Genomic DNA, 24,643 nt, shown 5'->3' with positions numbered 1-24,643 from the left:
GAGGCGTCCCGCGCGGCGAACGCGGCCGAGACGTTGGCCAAGGAATCCGCCCAGGCCGCCTACGACGCGCGGGACGCGGCGAACTCGGCCGCCGAACACGCCGGGAAGGCCGCGGACGCGGCCGACGAGGCCGCCAAACAGGCGGGGAAGGCCACGAACGCCGCCAACGAGGCGGCCAAGCAAGCGGGCAAGGCCAAACAGGCCGCCGACACCGCGACCACCGCGGCCGCGACCGCGCACAAGGTGTTCGCCATCGCCCGCAAGACCGAGGCCGAGGACCTGGCCACCCGGACGGGCGCGGCGATGGAGTCCGCGCAGTCGCAGAAGGAGTCCACCGACACCTTCACCTCCGAGCTGGCGAAGGTCGCCCTGGAGGACAAGCAGATCGGCGCGGACGCCGCGGCCCTCGCGGCCGACGCCGACAAGCCCGGAGCGGACACCGAGGACATCGCCGCAAAGGGCCGCGCCGTGGCCCTGCGCGCCCTGAAGCAGTACGGCTCCTGGCGGCAGGAAGCCGCCGCTCAGGCCCTTTCCGGCGACGACACCGCCGTCCTGGACTATCTGCGCACCGGCGCGAAGCAGGCCGAGACGGACGAGATCCGCCAACAGGTCGGCGACCTGGCCGAGTCCAGCCCGTACGAGAGTGTCCGCGCCGCGGCTGCGGACGCCCTCAAGGGCGACGACCAGCAGATCCGCGACTTCTACACCGGCGGCCAGTACACGGTGGCCACCGCCGACTACCGGGTGCTCGTCTCCCGGATCAACAACGCCGGCGGCCCGGCCGTCAAGGACGCGTCCAAGGCGGCCCTCGCCGACGGCAGTCCGCGGGCGATGATGGCGTTCCTCAACGGCGGCCAGTACCAGGCCCGCAACCAGGACGAGCGGGTGCTGGCGTCCAAGCTGGTCAACGACGGCGGGCCGGAGGTGAAAGCAGCCGCCAAGATCGCGCTGACCGGCCCCGCTGACCAGCTGCACGAGTTCGTCGAGGTCGGCCGGTTCATGGCCGACCGCAAGGACAAGCTCGCACAGACGCACGTCGCACAGATGCAGCGGCTGCTGGACGAAACCGACGGCATCGCCGCCGGCGCGCGCAAGGACAGCTGCCTTGCGGCCAAGGCCGCGGCCCACGCCAAGAACGCGGAGGACGCGGCCAAGAAGGCGGCGGCCGAGGCACAGCAGAACGCCGACCAGGCGAGCAAGTACGCCGCTGACGCCAAGAAGTCCGCCGACCGGGCACAGAGCAGCGCCAACGAGGCGGCCGACTCCGCCAAGTCCGCCCGCAGCGCCGCCGACCGGGCCGACCGGGACGCCGCCGACGCCGACGAGTCCGCCGCCCGCGCGGCGTGGTCCGCGGACTACGCCCGCGGCTCGGCCTCCGCCGCCAACGACGCGGCCACGGAAGCCCATTGGTCCGCCGTCTACGCGGGCAAGAGCGCCGCGGAGGCCAAGACCGCTGCCTCGCAGGCATGGTCGGACGTGGTGACCAAGCGCCAGGCCGAGGAGGCCGCGCTCCGCAAGCAGGTCGAGGAGCAGCGGAAACAACAGCGCGAGAAGGAGAAGCAGGCCGGCGAGCAAAAGCGCTGCGTCGCCTACATGAGCCGCGACAGCCTCCCGCCATGCGCACTGGCCGGCCAGCCCCTCGAACTGCCCGAGCCGTCCCCGGACCTGGCCAAGCTGCTGCTCAAGGGCGGCATGGAAGTTCTCGGCGTCAACGACCTCCTGGACTGCGCCAAGGAACCGGCACTCGGCAAGTGCACCCTCGCCGTGGCCGGCGTCCTGCCCCTCGGCAAACTGAAACTGGCCAAGAAGGCCGCCGAGGGCGTCGAGGACATCGTCAAGGCCTCCCGCGCCGCGAAGGCCGCGAAGAACTGCCTGCAGTGCTTCCTCGCCGGCACCAAGGTGCTCATGGCTGACGGCTCGGCCAAGAACATCGAGTCCGTCAGGGCCGGCGACTCCGTCACCGCCAGTGATCCGCTGACCGGGACCACCGGACCGCGGACCGTGACCGGCGAGATCGTCACCCAGGACGACAAGCACTTCAACGATCTCACCCTGGCAACCGGCCGCGGCACCGAGCACCTCACGGCGACCAGCGAGCACCCCTTCTGGTCACCCTCTTCCCGAGGCTGGGTGGAGGCCGAGCGGCTGCGCGCGGGGGCGACCCTGCGGACCGTCGACGGCACTACGGTCACCGTCCGGCACAACCGCTCCTTCGAGAAGAACGCGCGGACCTACAACCTCACCGTCGCCGACCTCCACACGTACTATGTGCTGGCGGGCAAGACGCCGGTCCTGGTTCACAACAGCAACTGCGGCGTGACCATCGACAACGGCAAGTGGGACTACTTCTTCGGGCGCGTCAACTCCAACCCGCACAACGCGGAGAGGTCGGCCCAGAACGCCTATCAGCTGGAATCCATCGGAATCCGCGACAACGCCGCCGGGCGCGAAGCGCTGACCGGGCACTTCAACGAGGCGATGAGGAACGGTGTCGTGGAGACGTACGTGAATCCGAAGTCCGGACTCACGAACATCCGAACGGAGTCGCTCCTTTACGGCCCGCGTGGAGCTCTCCTGATTCGCGCCAACTTCGAAGTGACCGACAATGGGGTGCGGCTCACCACAATGATCCCTATCGGAGGCAGGGGCTATGGCAAGTGAGGTCATGCAGATTCCAGAGGATCTGGAATTCATCGACGTACTCGGTGCGGCTCCCGAGCCTACGGAAGAAGACCCCGATGTATGGCGGGTCGAGACTCCGGTGGGTTCCGCCGGCGATCTTGTGGCGTTGAGCTTCGACATCGGCGCGAGGTCGGTGCGCCTGACCAGGGAGTCGATGGGCGAATGCGATATCGAGATCTACCGTGAACAGGTGGACCGCATTCTCCTGTACTCGCGGGACGAGGAGCGCGGCATCGTCGTCGAAGTGGGTGTCCCCGGCTTCAGGTGCGAACTGAGGGTCGTCATCTCCCCCAGATTCCGCCTGGTGGACCCCATGCTGTATCTGGGGCGTTAGCAGCGGTGCCCCTATGAACCGAAGCCCCGCCGGACACCACCCTGACACTGCGTCACGCTGGTTTCCGGCGGGGCTTCGCGATATCACCTGCTGCCGGTGTACCGCCACGGGGAGAAGGCGATGCGCCGCTCGAACGTGGTGCTGTTCTGGGCCCCCCGGACATGCGCCGGCCCCCCGGCTGGTGTCCGACATCGAGTGGGGGGCGTTGCACGACTCGCCCGGGCGGTGCTGGGTGCGCCGCCGGAGGCCGAGCGCATGACGTAACTCCTGCACTTCGCCGCGGCGTTCGGGGCGTCCGCCGTCGGCTCAGGGGCAGGGCATGCTCATGTAGAGCGCCTGCTCGCCCTCGGAAGGTGTGCCGTCGTAGAGGGAGATGTCCAGCCCGCAGAAGGCGAAGCCCATCCGCCGGTACGCGTGGATGGCCGGCGCGTTGACGTTGGTGACCTCCAGCCAGATCTGTCGGGCACCCCGCCCGCGGGCGAACTCCGCCCCGAGCCGCATCAGTTCGCGCCCGACCCCCCGGCCGCGGTGCTCCGGTGCGACCTCGATGTCCTCGACGGTCAGCCGACGGTTCCATCCGGAGTACGACACGGTGACGAACCCGGCCAGGTCACCGGCGGCCCCCCGGGCGACGAAGGTGCGGGAATTCCCGTCACCGCCCTCGCCGCTCTCACCACCGTCATCGTCCGATTCGTCGTCGGGGAACACCTTGGTCAGGGGCGGGTCCACGGGGATCTCCCGCAGCGCGAACCCATCGTCTCCGGCGGATACCCGGAAGACCGTGCCGGTGGTGAAGGAGCCGTCCAGGGCCTCGATGGCCTCGGCGTCCTCGGGGACGGCGGTGCGGTATCGGTAGACGGTGTTGTCAGCAGTGGTCACGGCACGACGCTAGGACCGACCGGAGAGCGACAGGGCGGCTTTCGGCCGACCACGCCCGCGTGGCCCGCGCGGCAGACCGCTCGCCGAAGCCCGAGAACGACCGAGAGACCACCTCAGATCCTCTCTGAAATGGCCTCTGACCTGCGACTCATTCGAGTCGGGACGACAGGATTTGAACCTGCGACCCCTTGACCCCCAGTCAAGTGCGCTACCAAGCTGCGCCACGTCCCGATGCGCTGACTCGCGGTGAACCGCGTGATCACGCGAAGAGAACTTTACCGCACGTACGGGGGTGCGCAGAAAGGGGCTCGGGGTGGGGGGAGAGAATCGGCGGTATGACGAATGCGGGTGACGGCGAGGAGCGGGATCGGGACGCGGAGGGGCGGGCCCGCAGCGCGCGGCCTCGGGACGGGCTCGGGCGGCCGTTGCCGTACGGCGCGCGGGGGGTGCCGCGGCAGCCGGAGGGTGTCGTGCGGGCGCCGGGCGAGACGGTCGCCGAGGCTCAGGCGCTGCTCGACGCGGGCCGGCCGTTCCACGCGCACGAGGTGTTCGAGGACGCCTGGAAGGCGGGGCCCGCGGACGAGCGCGCCCTGTGGCGGGGGCTGGCGCAGCTGGCGGTGGGGCTCACCCACGCGGCCCGGGGCAACGCGGTCGGCGGCGCCCGGCTGCTGCGGCGCGGCGCGGACGCGGTCGAGGAGTGGGAGCGCGGCGGGGGCGAGGACCGGCCGTACGGGCTGGATCTCGCCGGGGTCGTCCGGTGGGCGCGGGAGCTGGCCGGTCGGGTGGCGGCGGGCGGCGAGCCCGTGGACGCCGTGGTGGAGGCGCCCAGGCTCGGGCCCTGACGTCCCGCCCGGCGGCGGCCGTGCGGAGCCGGTGGGCCCGTTGTCAGTGGCGTACGGCAGACTCGGTGCCGTGCGAGAGATTCATGTCATCGGTATCGGCGCGGGCGACCCCGAGCAGCTGACCCTCCAGGCGGTCAGGGCGCTGCGCGGCACGGATGTGTTCTTCCTGCTCGGCAAGGGCGAGGAGAAGAGCGACCTCACCCGGCTCCGCCTGGACATATTGGACGCGCATCTGTCCGGGGGCTCGTACCGGGTGGTCGAGGCGCGGGACCCGGAGCGGGACCGCAAGGCGGGCGGGTCGGCGTACTCACCGGCCGTCGGGGACTGGCGCAGCGCCCGCGCCGGTATCTACGAGCGGATGATCGCCGAGGAGTTGGGCGACGACGAGACCGGCGCGTTCCTCGTGTGGGGCGATCCGGCGCTGTACGACAGCACGATCGGCATCCTGGACGAGGTGCTCGCGCGAGGCGCGGTCTCCTTCGAGTATGACGTGGTGCCCGGTGTCAGCAGCGTCTCCGCGCTGGTCGCCCGCCATCGCACCGGCCTGAACCGGGTCGCCCGGCCCGTGCAGATCACCACCGGGCGGCGGCTCGCCGAGGGCTTTCCGCAGGGGGTGGACGACGTGGTCGTGATGCTCGACGCCCACCAGTCCTTCCGGCACTACGCGGACGAGGACGTCGACATCTACTGGGGCGCCTACATAGGCACCCCGGACGAGATCCTGGTGTCCGGCCCGCTCGCCGAGGCGGGCCCCGAGATCGAGCGGGTGCGCGCGGAGGCCCGGGAGCGCAAGGGGTGGATCATGGACACGTATCTGCTGCGGCGGAACCCCGGGGCGCGGTGACCCGGTCCGGGCGGTCCTCTCACGTCGGCTTCCCGGCCTGTTCGGCCTGACCGGTTCCGTCCGGGGCGAGGCCCAGTCGGCGCAGCACCGCCGCCACATCGGGTACGGCCGGCACCCCGTCCGGTAGCGCCGGGCGGCGTACGACCACCACCGGCAGGCCGAGTTCCCTGGCGGCCGTGAGTTTCGCCGCCGTGGCCTCGCCGCCGCTGTCCTTGGTGACCAGGACGTCGATGCGGTGCGCCCGCAGCAGTTCCCGTTCACCGGCGAGGGTGAACGGGCCGCGCGCGAGCAGGACTTCGGTGTCCGGGGGCAGCGGGGGGTCCGGCCGTTCCACCGCGCGCACCAGGAAGTGCCGGCCGGTCAGCCGGGCGAAGGCGGCCAGGCCGAGGCGCCCGGTGCTGAGGAACACCCGCTCGCCCAGGCCGGGCAGCGCCTCGGCGGCCGCGGCCAGGGACGGGACGTCGTACCAGCGGTCGCCCGGGACGGGCCGCCAGCCGGGGCGGCGCAGTACGACCACCGGGACTCCGGTGGCCGCCGCCGCGCGGGCCGCGTTCGCGGTGATCGACTCGGCGAACGGATGGGTGGCGTCGACCAGCGCGTCCACCCGGTGTGCCCGCAGCCACTCCGCCAGCCCCTCGGCTCCCCCGAAGCCCCCGATCCGTACCTCCCCGGCCGGTGCCTCGGGCCGGGCGGTGCGTCCGGCCAGGGAGGTGGTCACCCGGATCCCGGCGGGGTGCGCGGCCAGAGCGGCGGCGAGGCGGCGGGCCTCGGCGGTGCCGCCCAGGACGAGGACATGGCGTCGCGGGGGCCGCGGGGACGGTGCGGGCATGAGGATGAGCGTATCGGCAGGTCAGGGGGTGGGGAAACGCGTGCCGTGCCGTCCCTTCCCCGTAGGGTCAACGGTCCGGCGGCCGGGGATGGTTCCCGCGGCGGATGTGACATTCCGCCCGGCCGATCACCCTGTCGCGGGGGACCGCGGGCACCCCATACTCCAGGACCTGATCAGCACACGGCCCGAGGAGCAGAGTGAACACAGCGGCGACGGCGGGGACTTGGACGCTCGGAGACCTGGAGGTGAACCGCGTCGGCTACGGCGCGATGCGGCTGACCGGCAACGGAATGATGGGGAACTCCGACGGCGCGCCGATCGACCGCGCCGCCGCCGTCGCCCTGCTGCACCGCGCGTTCGAGCTGGGGGTCGACCACATCGACACGGCCGCCTTCTACTTCTCGCCGCTGCGGTCCGCGAACGAGCTGATCAGCCGTGCCCTCACCGGCTGGGGCGGCGACGTGGTCGTGGCGACCAAGGTCGGGCCCGGGCGCGATCCCGGTGGTGAGTGGCTGCCCATGGCGCGCCCCGACCAGCTGCGCGGCCAGGTCGAGGAGAATCTGCGCCAGCTCGGCCGGGATCAGCTGGACGTGGTGAACCTGCGCCGCAACGGCCCCGGCATGGAGTCGATCGCCGAACACTTCGGCGCTCTGGCCGAGTTGCGCCGGGCAGGTCTGATCCGGCATCTCGGGCTCTCGAACGTCCGCCCGGAGCAGGTGACCGAGGCCCTGGCGATCGCGCCCGTGGTCTGTGTGCAGAACTCCTACGGCCTGGACTGGCGCCGCGCCGACGAGAGCGGTCTGGTGGACCTGTGCGGGGAGCGGGGCATCGCCTTCGTGCCGTTCTTCGCGGTCTCCGGCCTGCGCCGCGAGGCGAGCGCGGGTCAGGAGAGCGACGCCCGGGTCCGTTCCGTCGCCCGCGCCCATGACGCCACGCCCGCCCAGGTGCGGCTCGCCTGGACCCTCCACCGCGGTCCGCATGTGCTGGCCATCCCCGGCACCACCGACCCGGCCCACCTCGCGGAGAACATCGCCGCCGGAGCCCTGCGGCTGACCGAGGAGGAACTGGCCCTGCTCGACGCACCGGGCGAGAAGGCCGCCGGGAGCTAGCCCACCAGCAGTTGCAGTCCGCCCACCACCGTCGCCGCGATCACCAGCCGATCGAAGAGCCGCTGGTCGATCCGGTGCACGGCCCAGCGGCCGAGCAGGGCGCCGGGCACGACGAAGACCACCAGCGTGGCGTCGAGGAGCAGGGAACGGGTGTCGATCAGGCCGAGGGCGGCGCTGAACGGGACCTTGGAGACATTGACGATGAGGAAGAAGAAGGCCGAGGTGCCGAGGAAACCCAGTTTCCGGAAACCGGCGGACAGGAGGTACATGGACATCACGGGGCCGCCCGCGTTGGCGACCATCGTGGTGAATCCGCCGAGCACACCGTAGGAGCGGGCCTTCAGCCCACCCGCGGAGGTCGTCACCGCCTCCGGCGCGTCCTCCTCGCCCGCGCTCTCCTTGCGCCTGCGCCACAGGGTGAGGCCGGTCATCAGCAGCAGAATCGCGCCGATCGAGGTCCGTACGATCCCGTCGTCGGCCCACATCAGGAACAGCGTGCCGATCACCACGCCGACCGCGACGGCCGGGAACAGCCGCCACAGGGTGGGCCAGTGGGCGTGCCGCCGGTAGGTGAGGACGGCCAGCACGTCCCCGGCGATCAGGAGGGGCAGCAGGATGCCGGTGGAGGCGCGGGCGGGCAGGATCGCCGCGAAGACGGCGAGGCTGATCGTGTTGGCGCCGCTCACCGCGGTCTTGGAGAAGCCCACGAGCAGGGCCGCGAGGGCGAGGGCGGCGAACTCCCAGCCGGATATGTGCCAGAGCGTCATCATGTTCATGCGGAGACCGATGCTATGCGCAGGCATCGGTCCCGCACCCGGGCCCCCGGACCGTCAGCCCGCGTACCGCGTCCGCAGCTCCCGCTTGAGCACCTTCATGCTCGGGCCGAGCGGCAGTTCCTCGGCGAACTCCACGCGCCGCGGGTACTTGTGGCGGCCGAGGTGCTCCTTGGACCACTCGATGACGGCGGTGGCGTCGAGGGCGCCGCCGGGTGCCGGGACGACGATGGCGCAGACCTCCTCGCCGTGCAGCTCGTCGGGCAGGCCGATGACGGCGACCTGGGCGATGCCGGGGTGCCGTACCAGGACCTCCTCGACCTCGCGCGGGTAGACGTTGTAGCCGCCGCGGATGATGACGTCCTTCTTGCGGTCGACGATCGTGAGGAAGCCCTGCTCGTCCTTGGTGCCGAGGTCGCCGGTGCGGAACCAGCCGTCGACCAGGGCCTCGGCGGTGGCCTCCGGGCGGCCGAGGTAGCCGGAGAAGACGTTGTGGCCGCGGATGACGACCTCACCCAGCTCGCCGGGCGGCAGCAGTTCGATCCGGCCCTCCACCTCGGCGCGCGCGATCTCCGCGTCGACGCCCCACAGCGGATGGCCGATGGTGCCGGCCCGGGTGCCGAAGTCCGGCTGGTTGACGGTGGCCGTCGGCGAGGTCTCCGACAGCCCGTACCCCTCGTAGGTCCGCGCGCCGAACGCGGCCTCGAAGCGTTCGAGGACGGCGACGGGCAGCGAGGCCCCGCCGGAGATGCACACCCGCAGTTCGGGCAGGACGTCGGCGTCCGCCGCGGCCGCCGCGAGCGCGACGAACATGGTGGGCACGCCGTGGAAGGTGTTGATGTTCTCCTTCACCATCAGCTCGATGGCGCGGGCCGCGTCGAAGCGGGGCAGCAGCACCAGCGTGGCGCCCGCCCGCCAGGTGGAGTTGAGCGAGACGGTCTGCCCGAACGCGTGGAAGAGGGGCAGCGCGCCGAGGGCGATGTCGTCGGGGCGGACGTCGTTGGCGTCGAAGGCGCAGACGGTCGCGTTCATCACCAGGTTGAAGTGGCTGAGCACGGCGCCCTTGGGGACGCCGGTGGTGCCGCTGGTGTAGAGGATCACGGCCGGGTCGTCGGCGGCCCGGGTGGCGTACGTGGCCGGCGGCTCGGCCGCGGCGGCGAGGGCGTCGAACTCCGCGCCCAGGGTGACGACTCGCACGCCGAGGGCGTCGGCCGCGGCCCGGCCCGCGACGGCCTGCGCCGGGTGGACGAGGAGCAGCGTGGCGCCGCTGTCCTTGAGGACGTGCTCGATCTCGCCCGGGGACAGCAGCAGATGGACGGGGACGACGACACCGCCGGCCGCGGCGACGGCGTAGTAGGCGAGCGGGAACTCGGTGGTGTTCGGAGCCATGAGGGCGACCCGGTCGCCCGGTCGGATGCCGAGGCCGGTGAGCGCGCCCGCCTGGGCCAGCGCCGCCTGCCACGCGTCGCCGAAGGTCAGCCGCCGCTCTCCTTCCACGAGTGCGGTGCGGGCGGGGCGGCGCCTGGCGTTCTCGGCCAGGATGGCGGCGACGGACAGGGTTGCCATGGAGTGCGGCTCCGTTTCCTTGCTGCGGCTCGGCAGGCCGAACCGGTCGTACGGTCGTTCCCTCGGCGGGAATCCCCCTTGTGCCAAGAGGGGTTCCCGCGCCGGGTGGTTGCTAGTGCCTCTCGACCAGCACCGCGCTGCCCTGGCCCACGCCCACGCACATGGTGGCCAGGCCGCGCTCGGCGCCGGTGCGGCGCATGCGGTGGAGCAGGGTGGTCAGGATGCGGGCTCCCGAGGAGCCGAGGGGGTGGCCGAGGGCGAGGGCGCCGCCGGTGGGGTTGATCAGGCCCGGGTCGATGCCGAGCTGGTCGACGCAGGCGAGGACCTGGGCGGCGAACGCCTCGTTGAACTCGGCCTCCTGGAGGTCGCCGACCTCCCAGCCGGCCCGCGCGAGCACCTTGCGGGTGGCGGGCACCGGTCCGATGCCCATGACGTCGGGGTGGACGCCCGCGGAGGCACCGGCGACATACCGGCCGAGGGACTCGAGGCCCAGTTCGCCGAGGGCCTCCTCGCTGACCAGGAGCAGACCGGCGGCGCCGTCGTTCATCGGCGAGGTGTTGCCCGCGGTGACCGTGCCGCCCGCGCGGTAGACCGGCTTGAGGCGGGCCAGTTTCTCCAGGGAGGTGTCCTCGCGGATGCACTCGTCCTGCTCGACCACGATGCCGTCGGGGCGTTCGACGGGCAGGATCTCGTCCGCGAACAGGCCGTTCTTGCGCGCGGCGGCGGCGAGTTGGTGGCTGCGCAGCGCGAACTCGTCCTGCCGCTCACGGGAGATGCCGTGCCGGGTGGCGACCTCCTCGGCGGTCTCGCCCATGGCGAGCACGCCGTGCAGGTCCTTCATGGCGGGGTTGGTCAGGCGCCAGCCGAGCCGGGTGTCGAAGGTCTCCATGCGGTGCGGCAGGGCCTCGTCGGGGCGGGGCAGCACGAAGGGGGCGCGGCTCATGGACTCGGAGCCACCGGCGATCACGATGTCGGCCTCGCCCGCGGCGATGGCGCGGGCGGCGGTGGTGACGGCTTCGAGGCCGGAGGCGCACAGCCGGTTGACGGTGGCGCCGGGCACGGACTCGGGCAGGCCCGCGAGCAGGGCGGCCATCCGGGCGACGTTGCGGTTGTCCTCACCGGACTGGTTGGCGGCGCCCCAGTACACGTCGTCGATGCGGGCGGGGTCGAGCGTGGGCACCTCGGCGACCAGCCGGCGGATGACGGCCGCCGCGAGATCGTCGGGCCGGACGGACGAGAGGGCGCCACGCAGCTTGCCGATGGGGGTACGGCGGGCTGCCGCGAAGTGGACGGGACGCACGGCTTTGACTCCTGACCTACGACGGTGTGGATCAGACGGTGTGGATCAGCGGACCGGAATGGCTCTTGATCGGCCGGAACAGCACTTAATTAGCACTGCTAATTAGCACTGCTAGTTTTTGACTATAGACCCAGGAACGGCCCCCTGGGAAGATCCTCCCGAACCGTACCGAGGCAGTTGGAGGAGAGATGCCCCACGTTCGCACGCACGTCGTCGACGGCACCCGCGGCGAACTCGCCGTCCGCGAGTGGGAGCATCCCACGCCCCGCTTCCTCGCCCTGCTGGTGCACGGGTACGGCGAGCACGCGGGCCGCTACGACGGGCTCGCCGCCGTCCTCACCGGGCTCGGGGCCGCCGGGTACGCGCCCGACCACATGGGGCACGGGCGCTCGGCCGGTGAGCGGGTGCTGATCGAGGACTTCGAGGACGTGGTCGCCGATGTGCGCTCCGTCGCCGGTCTCGCCCGCGCCGCGCACCCGGGGCTGCCGCTGGTCCTGGTGGGCCACTCGATGGGCGGGCTGATCGCGGCCCGCTACGCGCAGCTGCACCGCGAGGAGCTCGCCGCGCTGGTCCTGTCCGGGCCGGTGATCGGCGCCTGGGAGCTGCCGGGGCGGCTGCTGGCGCTGCCGGAGATCCCGGACACGCCCATCAGTCCGGGCGCACTCTCCCGCGATCCGGCGGTGGGCGCCGCGTACGCCGCCGATCCGCTGGTCTGGCACGGGCCGATGAAGCGGCCCACCCTCCAGGCGTTCACGCGGACCCTGGACGCCGTCGCCGCGGGCGGTGGGGTGGCCGGGACCCCGGTGCTGTGGCTGCACGGGGACGACGACCGGCTGGTGCCGCTGTCCGGCAGCCGCCCCGGCGTCGAGCGGCTCGCCGACGGCGATCTCACCGAGCGGATCTTCCCCGGGGCGCGGCACGAGGTGTTCCACGAGACGGTGCGCGAGGAGGCGTTCGCGGAGGTGACGCGGTTCCTCGAACGGGTGCTCGCCCGCTGAGCCCGGACCCCCGTCGAGACCCGCACCGGCCCGCTGAGCAGGGCTGTTTGCGCCCCCGAACGCGGGGCACCCGCCTTTTCGGACGAGATCGTACGTCGCTTGTGCAAGGCGTACGACGCTGATGAAAGGGGACGTAGGCACCATGACCGTGGTGAAGAGCACGCTGCCCGAGAAGGCCCTCGGCGTCACCGCGCCCGCGCTCCAGGACACCCTGGTGGATCTGCTGGGTCTGTCGCTGATCGGGAAGCAGGCGCACTGGAACATCGTGGGCCCCCGGTTCCGCTCGATCCACCTCCAGCTGGACGAGGTGGTGGCGACGGCCCGTGCCCACTCCGACACGGTCGCCGAGCGCGCCGCCGCGCTGGGCGTCTCGCCGGACGGCCGGCCCGAGACGATCGCGGCGACCTTCGCGCTGCCCGGGACCAAGGACGGCTGGCTGCGGGACACCGAGGTGGTCGAGCTGATGGTCTCGGCCCTGGAGGCGGCCGTCGGGCGGCTGCGCGAGCGGATCACGGCCACCGAGAAGGCCGATCCGGTGACCCAGGACCTGCTGATCACCATCACCGCCGACCTGGAGAAGGAGCGGTGGATGTTCGCGGCGGAGAACCAGTCGCACTGACACCCGCCGCACAGGGAACTCGAAGGGACGCGAACGGATCCCAAGGGAAAGGGGAGTTCCATGGCCGACGCCCTGGAGACCGAGGCGCTGTGGGATGACTTCCACCGCGTGGTGAACATGACCTCGGCGGAACTCGCGGCCTGGCTCAGGGTCCGCGACGCCGAGGAGCGCTCGGAGCCGCTGCCCGACGAGGCGGGCAGCGCGACCGGCCGCCATGTCCTCGCGATCCTCCAGAAGCGCCGCACCGATCTCACCGACGACGACGTCCGGGTGATGTACAAGGTCGTCGACACCGTCGGTGACCTGGTGGACATGGCGGACGAGCCGGAACCGGAGCGGACCCCGCAGGACACCCGGCGGCGGCACCGGCTGATGACGCTGGGCCACGATCCGCTCAAGCCGTAGCGGCGGCGGGAGTGCCGCGGCGAGGGAGTGACGCGATGAACCGGGACGAACGCGTCGTACGGGAGCTGGTGTCCGCGTACGGGCGGACCTACGCCGAGGAGGCGGGGATCCGGCTGGCCAACACCCCGCAGCCGCTGTACCGGCTGCTGGTGCTGTCGCTGCTGCTGAGCGCCCGCATCCGGGCCTCGGTGGCGGTGGCCGCCGCCCGCGCCCTGCACGAGGACCGGCTGGACAGTCCGCGCCGGATGGCCGACGCGGACTGGCAGCGGCGGGTCGACGCGCTGGGCCGGGGCGGCTACCGGCGCTACGACGAGCGGACCGCCACCCAACTCGGTGACGGCGCCGAGCTGTTGGGCGAGCGCTGGGGCGGCGATCTGCGCCGGCTGCACGAGGAGGCGGGCGGCGACACCGGGGAGCTGAAGCGGCTGCTCCAGGAGGAGCCGGGGGTCGGCCCGGCCGGCGCCGACATCTTCCTGCGCGAGGCGCAGCGCGTCTGGCCGGAAATCGGCCCCTATCTGGACGGCAAGGCCCTGGACGGCGCGGACCGGCTCGGGCTGCCGAAGGACCCGGGGAAGCTGACGGAGCTGGCCGGGGACACCGAACCGGCCGTGCTGGCCGCCGCGTTGGTGCGGGCGGCGCTCGACAAGGACGTGGCCGAGGACTGCCTCCAGCGCGCCGCGTGATCGTGCCAGACTGCTCTGCGTTCCATTCCGAGCGGAGGGCAGCACATGACGGGGACCGGGCCGGTCACGCCGTACATCGACACCACACGGCCGCATCCGGCGCGGGTGTACGACTGGTTCCTCGGCGGCAAGGACAACTATCCCGTCGACGAGGCGCTGGGCCGCCGGATCGCGGCCCTCGACGACGGCGCCCTGCGCGGGGCGCGCGCCAACCGGGCGTTCATGCGCCGGGCCACCCGGGCGCTGGCCGAGGACGGCATCACCCAGTTCCTGGACATCGGCACCGGCATACCCACCGAGCCCAATCTGCACCAGGTCGCCCAGTCGGTGACGCCGGACGCGCGGGTGGTGTACGCCGACAACGATCCGATCGTGCTGGCCCACGCGGGCGCGCTGCTGCGCGGCACCCCCGAGGGCGTGACGGAGTACATCCAGGCCGACGCCCGCGAGCCCGGGTCCATCCTCGAACGGGCCGCCGCCGTACTGGACTTCGGCCGCCCGGTCGCCCTCTCGCTGATCGCGCTGCTGCACTTCGTCGCCGACGAGGACGGCCCCCATGAGATGGTCGCGACGCTCATGTCGGCGCTGGCGCCGGGCAGTTGCCTGGTGCTGTCGATGATGACGGGCGACTTCGAACCGGAGAACGTGGCGAAGGGCATCGCCGCCTACGCCGCGGGCGGGGTGACCCTGGTCGCCCGCTCCCGGGACGAAGTGGGCGCCTTCTTCAAGGGACTCGACCTGCTGGAGCCGGGTGTCGTACCGGTCGCCGAGTGGCGTCCCGAGACGGCTCCGGACGGCGACCGGCCCATCTCCCTGTACGGCGGGGTGGCCCGCAAACCGGCGAACTGAGCCGCCGGGCCCCGGGCCGTCGGCGCACCGGCCGCGGCCGTGCACGCCCCGGCTACAGCCCGAGGACCCGGGAGATCGTCCGCAGGACGCCGTTCTCGCCGTTGGACGGGGCCAGATGGCGGGCGCGCGCGATGACGTCCGGGTGGGCGTTGGACATGGCGAAGGACCAGTGCGCCGCGTCCATCATCTCCAGGTCGTTGAGGTAGTCGCCGAAGACCATGGTCTGGGCCGGGGTGATGCCCAGGGTCCGCTGGAGGGCGCGCAGCGCGGTGCCCTTGTTGGCGGTGCGCGTCATCACGTCGACCCAGTGCTCGCCCGAGACCACGACCTGGTGGGTGTCGGCGAACGGCGCGAGCGCGGGGGCGGTGGAGCGTTCGGCGGAGTGGAAGTCGAAGACCGCGACCTTGATGAAGTCGTCGTCCACCGCGGTGACGTCGTCGACGACGCGGTGCTCGACGTAGTAGCGGCGCACCTCGGCGAGGAACGCCTCGTCGGTCCGCTCCACATAGGCCGCGCGCTTGCCGCAGACCACGGCCCCCGCGTCACCACCGGCCGCGTTCAGCCCTCGTACCGCCTCGGCGACCCCGGTGGCCGTCGCGCGCTCCAGCGGGTCGGAGCTGAGTTCGACGCCGTCGCGGACCACATAGGTGCCGTTCTCGGCGATGAAGACCATGCCCTCGGCGACCTCCGCGAACTGCCGGGCCAGCGTGGCGTACTGGCGGCCGCTCGCGGGGCTGAACAGCACCCCGCGCCCGCGCAGTTCGGCGAGCATCGGCCACAGACCGGCCGGGATCCGCTTGTCGTCGTCCAGCAGGGTGCCGTCCATGTCGGTGACGATCAGCCGGATGTCCGCGGGGCCTGCCGGAAGGCCGGGCACGTCGAGGAGGGGCGTGGGTATGGCGGACATGTCCTGCTTCCGGCCGGGGTCAGGGTACTCGTCCAGTGTCCCTCATGGGGCGGAACGTCCCCGAGCCACCCCGAACCGCCGACCGTGCGCGGTTCCCGGGACAGCGCGATCACCCGGCGGCACAATGACGGCGGGCACCCGCACGGAAGAGGGGCGAGAGACGTGACCGACGGTGACGCTGTGACCACCGGAGCGCGGCTGGACACGTCCGTGGCGCACAACGCCCGGGTGTGGAACTACTGGATCGGCGGCCGCGACAACTACGAGGTCGACCAGCGGGTCGGCGAGCATGTCGCCGGGATGTTCCCGGTGATCCGGGAGGTGGCCCGCGCGGACCGGGAGTTCCTCGCGTGTGCCGTGCGCTTCCTCGCCGCCGGGCAGGGCATCCGGCAGTTCCTGGACGTGGGCACCGGCCTGCCGACCGTGGAGAACACCCATGAGATCGCGCAGCGCCTCGCCCCCGAGTCCCGGATCGTGTACGTCGACAACGATCCGATCGTGCTGGTGCACGCCCGTTCGCTGCTCACCAGCTCCCCCGAGGGCGTCACGGACTACGTCGACGCCGATGTGCACGACCCGGACACCATCCTGCGGCGCGCCGCCGACACGCTCGACCTGGAGCGGCCCGTCGCGCTGATGATGCTGGGCATCCTCAACTTCGTCCTGGACAGCGGCGAGGCCCTCGACATCGTGCGGCGGCTGATGGCGGCGTTGCCCTCCGGCAGCCATCTGGTGCTCACCCACCCCACCACCGACGCCGAGGTGGGCGGCGCGGGCAATGTCGCCGCGATGGAGTTCTGGAACGCCCACGCCACCCCGCCGATCACCGCCCGCAGCCGCGCCGAGATCGCCTCCTTCCTCCATGACGTCGACGGCCTCGACGTGGTGGAGCCGGGCCTGGTGCCCTGCTCCCAGTGGCGCGCCGAGCCGGGCGCCGCCCCGGTCCCGCAGTTCGGCGCGGTCGCCGTGAAGCGCTGACGCCCGGGCGGCGGGCGTCGGCGCGTCCGCACACCCCCGGCAAGCAAGCCCGAAGACACTCCCCCCACCTGAACCGACCGCCCCCACCGGGCCCCGCCCGCAAAGGACACGTATGACCACTCTCGCCGACCCCGTGCCCGGCGGCCGTCCGGCCGATCTGCGGCGGGTCGCCGCCCTCAGCACCGCACTGGCCGCGCAGGACGTGCGCGGCATCGTCCTGGCATACGTGGACACGGCGGGCGTCACCCGGGTGAAGACCGTCCCCACGGCCCGGCTGGAGGCCGCCGTCTCCTGGGGCGTCGGGATGTCCCCGGTGTTCGACACCTTCCTGGCCGACGACTCGATCGTCAGCACCGATGTGCTCGGCTCCCCCGACGGCGATCTCCGGCTCTACCCCGACCTGGACCATCTGGTGGCGCTGGCCGGGCAGCCCGGCTGGGCGTGGGCGCCGGTGGACCGGATCACCCAGGAGGGCGAACGGCACCCCGGCTGCGCCCGCACCTTCCTGCGCCGCATGGTCACCGAGGCGGCCGAGCGGCACGGGCTCGCCTTCAAGGCGGCGTTCGAGATCGAGTGGGCCCTCGGGCTCGGCTCCGCGCCCGCCGGGGAGTTCGTGCCCGCGGTGTCCGGACCGGCGTACGGCGCGATCCGCCAGGTGGAGCTGGGCGACTTCCTCGCCGATCTGCTGGGCGCGCTCGACGCCCAGGGTGTGGACGTCGACCAGGTCCATCCCGAGTACGCGGCCGGGCAGTTCGAGCTGTCGGCGGGCGCCCTCGACCCGGTCGCGGCAGCCGACCGCAGTGTGCTGGTGCGCCAGACGATCCGGGCCCTCGCCCAGCGGCACGGACTGCGGGTGTCGTTCTCCCCCGCCGTCCTCGCCGGGAGCGTCGGCAACGGCGGCCATGTGCATCTGTCCTGCTGGTGCGACGGCGTCAATCTGCACGCGGGCGGCGAGCGCCGGTACGGTCTGACGCCCGACGCGGAGTCCTTCGCGGCCGGGATCCTGGCCCGTCTGCCCGCGCTGACCGCCGTCAACGCGCCCAGCCCGGCCAGCTATCTGCGGCTGCGGCCCTCCCAGTGGGCGGGCGTCTTCACCGCGTGGGGCCGCGAGACCCGGGAGGCGGCGCTGCGGCTGGTCACCGGCAGCGCGGGGCGGCAGCGGCAGGAGGCCAACCTGGAGGTGAAACCCGTCGACCTGGCCGCCAACCCCTATCTCACCCTCGGCTGTCTGATCGCCGCGGGACTCGACGGACTCGCGGCGAAGCGCCCGCTGCCCGAGGAGATCACCGGCGACCCGGCGCGCTACGACGCGCAGGAGGCGGCGAAGCTCGGCGTACGACGGCTGCCGGCCACCCTGGCCGAGGCGGTGACGGAGTTCCGCGCGGACGCGGTGCTGCGGGCCGCGCTCGGCCCGGTCCTCGCGGACGCGGTGAGCGCCGTACGGCTCGGTGAGGCGACCGCCGTCGAGGGGCTGGACGACGAGCGGGTGGCGGCGGCCTACCGCTGGGCGTACTGACCATGGCGTCCGCCGGGCCGGTCCACGAGGCGCTGGCCGCCCTGGAGTTGGTGGACCACCACTGCCATGGCGCGACGGTGGCCGACCTGTCCTTCGAGGGGTTCGAGTCGCTGCTCACCGAGGGCGGTGCCTGGCCCGGTGTCTCGCCCTTCGACAGTCCGGTGGGCATCGCCGTACGACGGCACTGCGCGCCCCTGCTCGACCTGCCCCGGCACGCCCCGCCGGACGCCTACGTGGCCCGGCGCGCGGAGCTGGGGTGGCGGGAGGTGAACCGGCGGTTCCTGACCGCGGCCGGTGTCGAGGCGTACTGCGTGGACACCGGCTACGCCCCGCAACCGCTCACCTCCCCCGCCGAGTTGGCCGAGGCCTCCGGTGCCGCCGGGTACGAGGTCGTACGCCTTGAGCGGATCGCCGAGGAGGTGGCGGCGCGGGGCGTGGAGGCGGGCGAGTACGCGTCCGTGTTCCGCGCGGCGGCCGAGGAGGCGGTGCGGCGGCCGGGTGTGGTGGCGGTGAAGTCGGTGGCCGCCTATCGCACCGGGTTCGCCCTCGATCCGGAGCGGCCCTCGGACGCCGAGGTGACGGTGGCGGCGCGGCGCTGGCTCACCGCCGGTGGCCGCCTCGCGGACCCGGTCCTGGTACGGCAACTGCTGTGGACGGCGGTCGACTTGGGGCAGCCGCTCCAGCTGCACACCGGTTTCGGGGACGCGGACGTACGGCTGCACCGGGCCGATCCCGCGCTGCTCACCGACTGGCTGCACCGTGTCGCCGGGACGATCCCCGTGCTGCTGCTGCACTGCTGGCCCTATCACCGCCAGGCCGCCTATCTGGCCGCGGTGTTCGAGCGGGTGTACCTGGATGTGGGGCTCGCCCTGCATCACACCGGTCCCACGCGGGCAGGGGTGGTGCTGGCGGAGGCCCTGGAGATCACCCCGTTCCGCAAACTGCTGTACAGCTCGGATGCCTACGGTGTGGCGGAGTTCCACCACCTGGGTGCCCTGTGCTTTCGTCAGGGCCTCGCCGAGCTGCTGCGACATCGTGTGGAGGCCGATGAGTTGTCCCTGTCCGACGCCCTGCGGATCGCGTCCTGGACGGGCCGCGACAACGCCCGCCGGCTCTATGGACCGCCCGTATCCGAACCGGTCCGCGCCCCCCGCGGCCACCCCACCCGGAAAGTATGATCAAGCAATGTCTGACATGACCGATACCACGCCCGGCTGGCTGACCTCGGACGAGCTGGAGATGGCCAGGGCCCGGATGCCGATCCTGTACGTCGAGGCCGTGCCCGTACGGGTCGACGACAGCGGCGAAGTCACCAGCATCGGACTGCTGTTGCGCATCGGCCCGGACGGCACGGTCAGCCGGACCCTGGTCTCCGGGCGGGTGCTGCACCACGAGCGGGTCCGCGACGCGCTGCTGCGCCATCTGGAGAAGGACCTCGGCCCGGTGGCCCTGCCCCGGGTCCCCGCCTCGCTCCAGCCCTTCACCGTGGCCGAGTACTTCCCGACGGTCGGCATCACCCCCTACCACGACCCGCGCCAGCACGCGGTGTCCCTCGCCTATGTCGTCCCGGTCACCGGTGACTGCCGGCCCCGCCAGGACGCCCTGGACCTGGTCTGGTTCAGCCCCCAGGAGGCGGGATCCGAGGTGCTGCAGAGCGAGATGCCGGGCGGCCACGGCGCGCTGCTGAAGCAGGCGCTGGCCCACGTGGGCCTGGTGTTCTGACCCCGCTCCGGTGCCGGGGCGGGATCACCGCGCCCGGCACCGGAGCCCGTCCGCCCCCTACCCCTGCCAGGTTTCTGCAAGGTCGCCGCAAGGCTTTCGTCCGGTGGGCCCGGGCAGAGCCTGGGCAACGGCCCGCAGGGGCACTCGCGAGAGACATCGGGGGTACATCGTGTCGGCATTGGGTTCACAGGCCGATCCATCGGCCACCGGCAGGGAATGGCGGACACTGGTCGGCCGCAGGACGGTCCTGACCGTCGCGCACACGATCACCTATGCGAAACGACTGGTCGACATCCTGTCGCTGGTCGACGACGACTTCCGCGTCCAAGTGGCGTTCACGGCGCCGCCGCACGTCTTCGGCGACGAGGTGCCGCGCTTCCTGGAGCGGCTCGGCTGTGCGGTGCTGCCGTGGGAGGAGGCGGTCCGGCTGCCCTTCGACGTGGCGGTGGCGGCGGGTCCGAAGGGCGTCGAACAGCTGTCGGCGCCGCTGATCACGCTGCCGCACGGCGCCGCGTATCTCAAGCTCGTCCCCTCGGCCACCGAGCCCGGGGTGGCCGGGCTGCGCCGGACGGACGTCGCGCCCGGCGGGCGGTTACCCGCGGCGCTGGTCATGCCGCACCACGCCGACCTGGCGGAGCTGGCCCGCCAGTGCCCGGAGGCGGTGCCGCTCGCCCATGTCGTCGGGGATCCGGTGTACGACCGGATGTCCGTCAGCCTGCCGCTGCGCGAGCGCTACCGCGAGGCCCTCGGGCTGCGCGGCTCGCAGAAGCTGGTGGTGATCGCGTCCACCTGGGGGGCGCGGTCCTCGTTCGGCCGGTTCGAGGCACTGCTGCCCCGGCTGCTGGCCGAACTGCCCGGCGACGAGTACCGCTGCGTCGTCCTCGCCCATCCGAACGTGTGGTCGGGGCACGGCGCCTGGCAGGTGCGGTCCTGGCTGCGGCGCTGCGCCCGGCTGGGCATCTCGCTGCTGCCGCCGGAGGCGGAGTGGCGCAGTGTGCTGATCGCCGCGGACTGGATCATCGGCGACCACGGCTCGGTCACCCTGTACGGGACGCTCACCCCGGCACCGATCCTGCTCGCCTCCTCGCCCGCGGGGGACATCAACCCCGCCTCCCCCGCCGCCACGCTCGCCCTGACCGCGCCCGCGCTGTCGCCGGTGCATCCGCTGGTCGACCAACTCCGGTACGCGGCCGGGGAGTACCGGCGCGAGGAGTACACGGCGATCAGCGCGCGCATCACCTCGGAGCCGGGGCGCTTCCACCGCAATATGCGGCGGCTGCTGTACCGGACCCTCGGGCTCGGACAGCCCGCCCACGCGCCGGTCACGGCCCAGCTCCCGGCGCCGCCGCCGCTGAGTGCCTGGCCCGCGGCGGGGCAGGAGGTGCCGGCATGAGCGGCCTGGTCGTCGTACGGCTGCTGTCCCCGGGCGGGGAGGCGGCCGGGGCCGCGCACCGGGTGGGGCCGGTGCTGCGGGTGCGGATGGGGGCGACGGGGTCCGGTGCGGAGATGATCGCCGAGGCGGGCCATGTCCGGCTCGGAGCACATGAGTTGCCGGAGGCGGACGAGCACTGCGCCGTGAACGCCGAGGCGGCCCCCGAGAACCGCCGGCTGGCCTGCGCCGATGTGCTGTACGGGGTACGGCCGCGGCCCCCGGCGTCGGCGGTGCACTGGCTGACCGGGATGACGGCGCGCCATCCGTCGTGCGCGCTGGCCGCGGTGCCGCTGTCCGGGGGCGGCTGGCTGGCGCTGGCGGGCGCGGCCGGGTCGAACGTCAAATGGGGCGCGGTGGCGCTGGTGGTCGAGGTGGCGGGCCGCGGGTCGTGGCGGAGGCGGTCGGCCCCGATCAGCCGCTGCTGGCGTCCTGTCTGCACGCGTGGCTGGTCGGGGGCCGTTCGCTCACCGAGCTGGCGTATGTACGACCGCTGCGGCAGGTCGCCGCGGATGGCCGTACGGCCGCGGGGGCGTGCGCTCACTCCAGGCGGCGCGCGTCGGCGGGGCTGGTGACCTCGTAGAGGGAGCGGGCCTCGGCCAGGTACCCGCGGGCCTCCGCCTCGGCGCCCTGTTCCCGCGCGCCGCGCCCCAGCATCTCCAGGGTGCGGGCCTGCCAGTGCAGGGCGCCCGAGGCCCGGAACGCCTCCAGTGCCTCGGTCAACTCAACCGTGCCCAGGGCGTGTTCGCCGCCCTGGGCATGGGCGCGGCCGAGGAAGGCCAGGGCCCGGGTCGCGTCGTGCGGGTCGGCCACCTCGATCAGGATCCGCCGGGCCTCCGCGAAGAGCGGGATCGCCGTGACCGGGTCGCCCCGGCGCAGGGCGGTCTCGCCGAGCAGGATCCCGGCGAGCGCGACGCCCCGGCGGTAGCCGCACTCCTCCCAGACCCGCACGGCCAGGTCCAGATGGCGCACGGCCTCCGCGAGCTGTCCGGTGGCCATACGGCAGCTGCCGAGCCCGAGTTGGGCCTGTCCCTCGTCGCGGACGTCACCCGCGGCGCGGGCGGCCGCCAGGGACTGGGTGTACCAGTCGGCGGCCTCTTCGAGGCGTCCGGCGGCGGAGAGGCCGATGGCGCCGGAGTTGAGCATCTGGCGTTCGGCCTCGGCGTGTCCGTCGGCGCGCGCGGCCGCCAGACCGATGGTGTGGGCCTCGGCCCACAGGTCGTAGTAGCGCAGCCGGAGGAACAACGGCCACATGGCGTCGGCCAGTTGCCAGGCGGTGGTGTGCCAGCCCCGTCCGGCGGCGGTGCGCAGCAGGGCCATGAGGTGGTGGCGATGGGCGTCGAGCCAGTCCAAGGCCCCCTTCTCCGCCGTGAACGGCGCGGGCAGCGGGGACGGGTGGGCGTAGGTTCTCGGGAGGGTGAACTGGGCCGGGGTGATGAGCTGTTCGGCGGCGGTGGTCGTCCGCAGATACCAGTCGGTGACGCGTCTCAGTGCCTCGGTCAGGGTGTCCTCGCCGTCGTGGGTCTCGGCGCGGGAGCGGGCGTGCACCCGGACGAGATCGTGGAAGCGGAAGGTGTCGGGGCCGATGTCCTCGACCAGGTTGGCCTCGATCAGTTCGTCGAGGCGGCGTTCTGCCCACTGCTCGCTCTCGGCGCAGCCGGCGGCCGCGGTGCGGGTGTCGAAGGTGGGCACGGGGAGCGTGCCCAGCGTGCGGTAGAGACGGGCGGCCCGCGGGTCCAGCACCGCGTACGACGCGTCCAGTGCCTTGCTCACCGTGATCTCCCCTTCCACTTCCAGTGCGGCCAGCCGGTCGGCGTCCGGCGCGAGGGAATCAGCCAGGGCGGCGATGGGCTGCCGGGGGCGGGCGGCGAGCCGGGCCGCCGCCAGGCACACCGCCAGGGGGACTCCGGCGCACAGCTCCACGACCTGGTCCACGGCGGTGCGTTCACCCGCCACGCGTTCCTCGCCGACGCCGCGCGTGAGCAGTTCGAGACCGGCGGCGGCGTCGAGCGCGTCCAGCCGGACGTACGCGGCTCCGTCCAGGCGCAGCCCGGTCAGCCGCTGCCGACTGGTCACGACCACCAGGGCGCCGGAGCCGCCGGGCAGCAACGGCCGGATCTGGGCCGCGGTGAAGGCGCTGTCCAGCATGACGGCGACCCGGAGCCGCGCCGTCACCGTCCGCCACAGCGAGGCCTGTTCGGCCAGTCCGGCGGGCGGGGCGGCGACCCCGAGGGCCCGCAGGAACTGTCCGAGCACCTCGGCCGGGTCCGCGGGTCCCTCGGCGGCGTGGCCGTACAGGTCGGCGTACAACTGGCCGTCGGGGAAGGCCGCTTCCTGGGTGCGCAGCCAGCGGGAGACCAGCGCGGTCTTGCCGATCCCGGCCGGGCCGTTGACCACGATCAGCGGGGGCCCGGTCCCCGGGTCGTCGGAGCTGGTCAACAGGTGGTTCAGTTGCGCGAGTTCATCGGTCCGGTCGGTGAAGTGATGGGGTACCGGCAGGAGTTGCCGGGGCACCGGCAAGGGCTCCTTCGCCGGCAGGTGGACATGGACGTCACGGGCCTGGACCACCGGCCCCGAGAAGGTGCCGCTCGCGATGCTGTTGCCGACTCCGCCGTCCCGACCGCCGTCTTCCGCCGCTCCCATCCGCTTCTCCCCCGCCCGTTGTCATATTCATCTGTCCCCGGGCTCTACCCCTGAGACGGCATGCCGTATGCGGCAGCAGCACATTCCCGGCCACCGGCGGCGCTTTGCGGCGGTCTTGAAGGCGGCGCGTCCGGCCCGCACAGTGGAGGGGCCAGAAGGACGGAACGAAACGGGACGGGACGGGGGATGTCACACATGGATCCGGTGTCGATGGGGTTGCTGACGGCTCTGGCGGGAGGGGCCGGCGGGGAGCTGGGCCGCCAGGCGTGGACGGGGCTCGGGGAGTTGGTGCGACGCCCCTTCCGGCGCGGCGGCGCGGTGGTGCCGGCGGGATCGGCGCCCGAGGGGTCGGCGCCGGAGGGATCGGGGGAGGCGGAGCTGGCCAGGCTGGCCCGGGATCCGGGTGACGCGGCGGCGGCGCGGGCGCTGAGTCTCGTACTGCACCGACGGGCCCTGGCCGACCCGGAGTTCGGGGAACTGCTGCGGCGCTGGGACGAGGCGGCCCGGCGGGTCTCCGGCACCGGCGGGGACGTCCACAACTCCATCTCGGGCGGCACGTTCTCGGCACCGGTGATCCAGGGGCGCGACTTCACGGGCACGACCTTCGGGACGCCCCCGGCCGACGGCTGACCGACCGCCCCTGGATTCGGTAAGACGCGGACAACAGTCGCACGAGAAGCGACAAAAACAATGGCAAAGGGGGCTGGGGGTGGGTTCCTCGCGCGTGCGAGGGTGC

24 protein-coding genes and 1 tRNA gene are annotated in these 24,643 nt (G+C 72.8%); 17 read left to right on the top strand and 8 right to left on the bottom strand.

The genetic code is table 11. The annotated features are described in order from the left end of the window. Positions 1-33: 33 nt before the first annotated feature. Positions 34-2,661 carry a polymorphic toxin-type HINT domain-containing protein gene (locus ACLF5H_RS21045; RefSeq protein WP_421677550.1) on the top strand — a complete coding sequence of 876 codons (2,628 nt, stop codon included), beginning with the start codon at positions 34-36 and terminating at the stop codon, positions 2,659-2,661. Further along, positions 2,651-3,016, top strand: a complete 366-nt coding sequence (locus ACLF5H_RS21040) for a hypothetical protein (protein ID WP_421677549.1) — start codon at positions 2,651-2,653, stop codon at positions 3,014-3,016. The genes ACLF5H_RS21045 and ACLF5H_RS21040 overlap by 11 nt, the downstream gene beginning before the upstream one ends. Before the next feature lie 306 nt (positions 3,017-3,322). On the opposite strand, the gene ACLF5H_RS21035 is transcribed toward ACLF5H_RS21040, so the two are convergent. After that, the gene (locus ACLF5H_RS21035) at positions 3,323-3,895 is read right to left on the bottom strand and encodes a GNAT family N-acetyltransferase (RefSeq protein ID WP_421677548.1); all 573 of its coding nucleotides are present in this window, start codon (positions 3,893-3,895) and stop codon (positions 3,323-3,325) included. Positions 3,896-4,052: 157 nt separating this feature from the next. After that, positions 4,053-4,126 (bottom strand) — tRNA-Pro (locus ACLF5H_RS21030). 104 nt (positions 4,127-4,230) lie between these two features. On the opposite strand from ACLF5H_RS21030, the gene ACLF5H_RS21025 reads away from it, so the two are divergent. After that, the gene (locus tag ACLF5H_RS21025) at positions 4,231-4,737 is read left to right on the top strand and encodes a DUF309 domain-containing protein (RefSeq protein ID WP_421677547.1); all 507 of its coding nucleotides are present in this window, start codon (positions 4,231-4,233) and stop codon (positions 4,735-4,737) included. 70 nt (positions 4,738-4,807) lie between these two features. Beyond that, positions 4,808-5,581: a precorrin-6A synthase (deacetylating) gene (gene cobF / locus ACLF5H_RS21020; protein WP_421677546.1), complete on the top strand. Its 774-nt coding sequence runs from the start codon at positions 4,808-4,810 to the stop codon at positions 5,579-5,581. Between the two features lie 19 nt (positions 5,582-5,600). Here cobF and ACLF5H_RS21015 read toward each other — a convergent pair whose 3' ends face one another. Further along, positions 5,601-6,410 (bottom strand): cobalt-precorrin-6A reductase, encoded by an 810-nt coding sequence (locus tag ACLF5H_RS21015; protein ID WP_421677545.1) that lies wholly within the window; start codon positions 6,408-6,410, stop codon positions 5,601-5,603. Between the two features lie 197 nt (positions 6,411-6,607). Between ACLF5H_RS21015 and ACLF5H_RS21010 the strand changes: the two genes are divergently transcribed. Next, positions 6,608-7,519 (top strand): oxidoreductase, encoded by a 912-nt coding sequence (locus ACLF5H_RS21010; protein WP_421677544.1) that lies wholly within the window; start codon positions 6,608-6,610, stop codon positions 7,517-7,519. On the opposite strand, the gene ACLF5H_RS21005 is transcribed toward ACLF5H_RS21010, so the two are convergent. The 3 genes from ACLF5H_RS21005 to ACLF5H_RS20995 all read right to left on the bottom strand — a co-directional run bounded on the left by ACLF5H_RS21005 (position 7,516) and on the right by ACLF5H_RS20995 (position 11,158). Then, complete coding sequence (locus ACLF5H_RS21005; protein WP_421677543.1) at positions 7,516-8,295, bottom strand: sulfite exporter TauE/SafE family protein; 780 nt, start codon at positions 8,293-8,295, stop codon at positions 7,516-7,518. The two genes, ACLF5H_RS21010 and ACLF5H_RS21005, sit on opposite strands and share 4 nt — an antisense overlap. A 54-nt stretch (positions 8,296-8,349) precedes the next feature. After that, a complete protein-coding gene (locus tag ACLF5H_RS21000; protein WP_421677542.1) occupies positions 8,350-9,858 on the bottom strand; it encodes a long-chain-fatty-acid--CoA ligase in 1,509 nt (502 codons plus the stop codon). Between the two features lie 112 nt (positions 9,859-9,970). After that, complete coding sequence (locus ACLF5H_RS20995) at positions 9,971-11,158, bottom strand: thiolase family protein (RefSeq protein ID WP_421677541.1); 1,188 nt, start codon at positions 11,156-11,158, stop codon at positions 9,971-9,973. 188 nt (positions 11,159-11,346) lie between these two features. On the opposite strand from ACLF5H_RS20995, the gene ACLF5H_RS20990 reads away from it, so the two are divergent. The 5 genes from ACLF5H_RS20990 to ACLF5H_RS20970 all read left to right on the top strand — a co-directional run bounded on the left by ACLF5H_RS20990 (position 11,347) and on the right by ACLF5H_RS20970 (position 14,712). Continuing rightward, positions 11,347-12,156 carry an alpha/beta hydrolase gene (locus ACLF5H_RS20990; protein WP_421677540.1) on the top strand — a complete coding sequence of 270 codons (810 nt, stop codon included), beginning with the start codon at positions 11,347-11,349 and terminating at the stop codon, positions 12,154-12,156. Positions 12,157-12,298: 142 nt separating this feature from the next. Next, a complete protein-coding gene (locus tag ACLF5H_RS20985; protein ID WP_421677619.1) occupies positions 12,299-12,775 on the top strand; it encodes a Dps family protein in 477 nt (158 codons plus the stop codon). Between the two features lie 60 nt (positions 12,776-12,835). Continuing rightward, positions 12,836-13,180 carry a DUF3140 domain-containing protein gene (locus ACLF5H_RS20980; protein WP_421677539.1) on the top strand — a complete coding sequence of 115 codons (345 nt, stop codon included), beginning with the start codon at positions 12,836-12,838 and terminating at the stop codon, positions 13,178-13,180. A 35-nt stretch (positions 13,181-13,215) separates the two neighbouring features. Continuing rightward, positions 13,216-13,863, top strand: a complete 648-nt coding sequence (locus tag ACLF5H_RS20975; RefSeq protein WP_421677538.1) for an endonuclease — start codon at positions 13,216-13,218, stop codon at positions 13,861-13,863. Between the two features lie 45 nt (positions 13,864-13,908). After that, on the top strand, positions 13,909-14,712 hold the full coding sequence (locus tag ACLF5H_RS20970) for an SAM-dependent methyltransferase (RefSeq protein ID WP_421677537.1): 804 nt from the start codon (positions 13,909-13,911) through the stop codon (positions 14,710-14,712). A 52-nt stretch (positions 14,713-14,764) separates the two neighbouring features. Here ACLF5H_RS20970 and ACLF5H_RS20965 read toward each other — a convergent pair whose 3' ends face one another. Beyond that, positions 14,765-15,619, bottom strand: coding sequence for a Cof-type HAD-IIB family hydrolase (locus ACLF5H_RS20965; RefSeq protein WP_421677536.1), 855 nt, complete (start codon positions 15,617-15,619; stop codon positions 14,765-14,767). Positions 15,620-15,799: 180 nt separating this feature from the next. Between ACLF5H_RS20965 and ACLF5H_RS20960 the strand changes: the two genes are divergently transcribed. The 6 genes from ACLF5H_RS20960 to ACLF5H_RS20935 all read left to right on the top strand — a co-directional run bounded on the left by ACLF5H_RS20960 (position 15,800) and on the right by ACLF5H_RS20935 (position 21,839). After that, positions 15,800-16,597 (top strand): SAM-dependent methyltransferase, encoded by a 798-nt coding sequence (locus ACLF5H_RS20960; protein WP_421677535.1) that lies wholly within the window; start codon positions 15,800-15,802, stop codon positions 16,595-16,597. 112 nt (positions 16,598-16,709) lie between these two features. Continuing rightward, positions 16,710-18,113 (top strand): glutamine synthetase, encoded by a 1,404-nt coding sequence (locus tag ACLF5H_RS20955; protein WP_421677534.1) that lies wholly within the window; start codon positions 16,710-16,712, stop codon positions 18,111-18,113. A gap of 2 nt (positions 18,114-18,115) precedes the next feature. After that, complete coding sequence (locus ACLF5H_RS20950; RefSeq protein ID WP_421677533.1) at positions 18,116-19,291, top strand: amidohydrolase family protein; 1,176 nt, start codon at positions 18,116-18,118, stop codon at positions 19,289-19,291. A 16-nt stretch (positions 19,292-19,307) separates the two neighbouring features. Then, positions 19,308-19,835 carry an NUDIX hydrolase family protein gene (locus tag ACLF5H_RS20945; RefSeq protein ID WP_421677618.1) on the top strand — a complete coding sequence of 176 codons (528 nt, stop codon included), beginning with the start codon at positions 19,308-19,310 and terminating at the stop codon, positions 19,833-19,835. A gap of 169 nt (positions 19,836-20,004) precedes the next feature. Beyond that, entirely contained in the window at positions 20,005-21,228 is a 1,224-nt protein-coding gene (locus ACLF5H_RS20940; protein WP_421677532.1) for a hypothetical protein, read from the top strand. After that, positions 21,225-21,839 (top strand): hypothetical protein, encoded by a 615-nt coding sequence (locus ACLF5H_RS20935; RefSeq protein ID WP_421677531.1) that lies wholly within the window; start codon positions 21,225-21,227, stop codon positions 21,837-21,839. The genes ACLF5H_RS20940 and ACLF5H_RS20935 overlap by 4 nt, the downstream gene beginning before the upstream one ends. Here ACLF5H_RS20935 and ACLF5H_RS20930 read toward each other — a convergent pair. After that, positions 21,805-23,907 carry a tetratricopeptide repeat protein gene (locus ACLF5H_RS20930; RefSeq protein ID WP_421677530.1) on the bottom strand — a complete coding sequence of 701 codons (2,103 nt, stop codon included), beginning with the start codon at positions 23,905-23,907 and terminating at the stop codon, positions 21,805-21,807. The two genes, ACLF5H_RS20935 and ACLF5H_RS20930, sit on opposite strands and share 35 nt — an antisense overlap. A 210-nt stretch (positions 23,908-24,117) precedes the next feature. Here ACLF5H_RS20930 and ACLF5H_RS20925 point away from each other — a divergent pair, with 210 nt between their 5' ends. After that, positions 24,118-24,537, top strand: a complete 420-nt coding sequence (locus ACLF5H_RS20925; RefSeq protein ID WP_421677529.1) for a hypothetical protein — start codon at positions 24,118-24,120, stop codon at positions 24,535-24,537. Positions 24,538-24,643 lie beyond the last annotated feature (106 nt).

Source organism: Streptomyces sp. LaBMicrA B280 (genome assembly GCF_049222185.1).
In the GTDB taxonomy this organism is placed as follows: Bacteria; Actinomycetota; Actinomycetes; order Streptomycetales; family Streptomycetaceae; genus Streptomyces; species Streptomyces murinus.
This window is presented reverse-complemented; position numbering and strand designations above follow the sequence as displayed.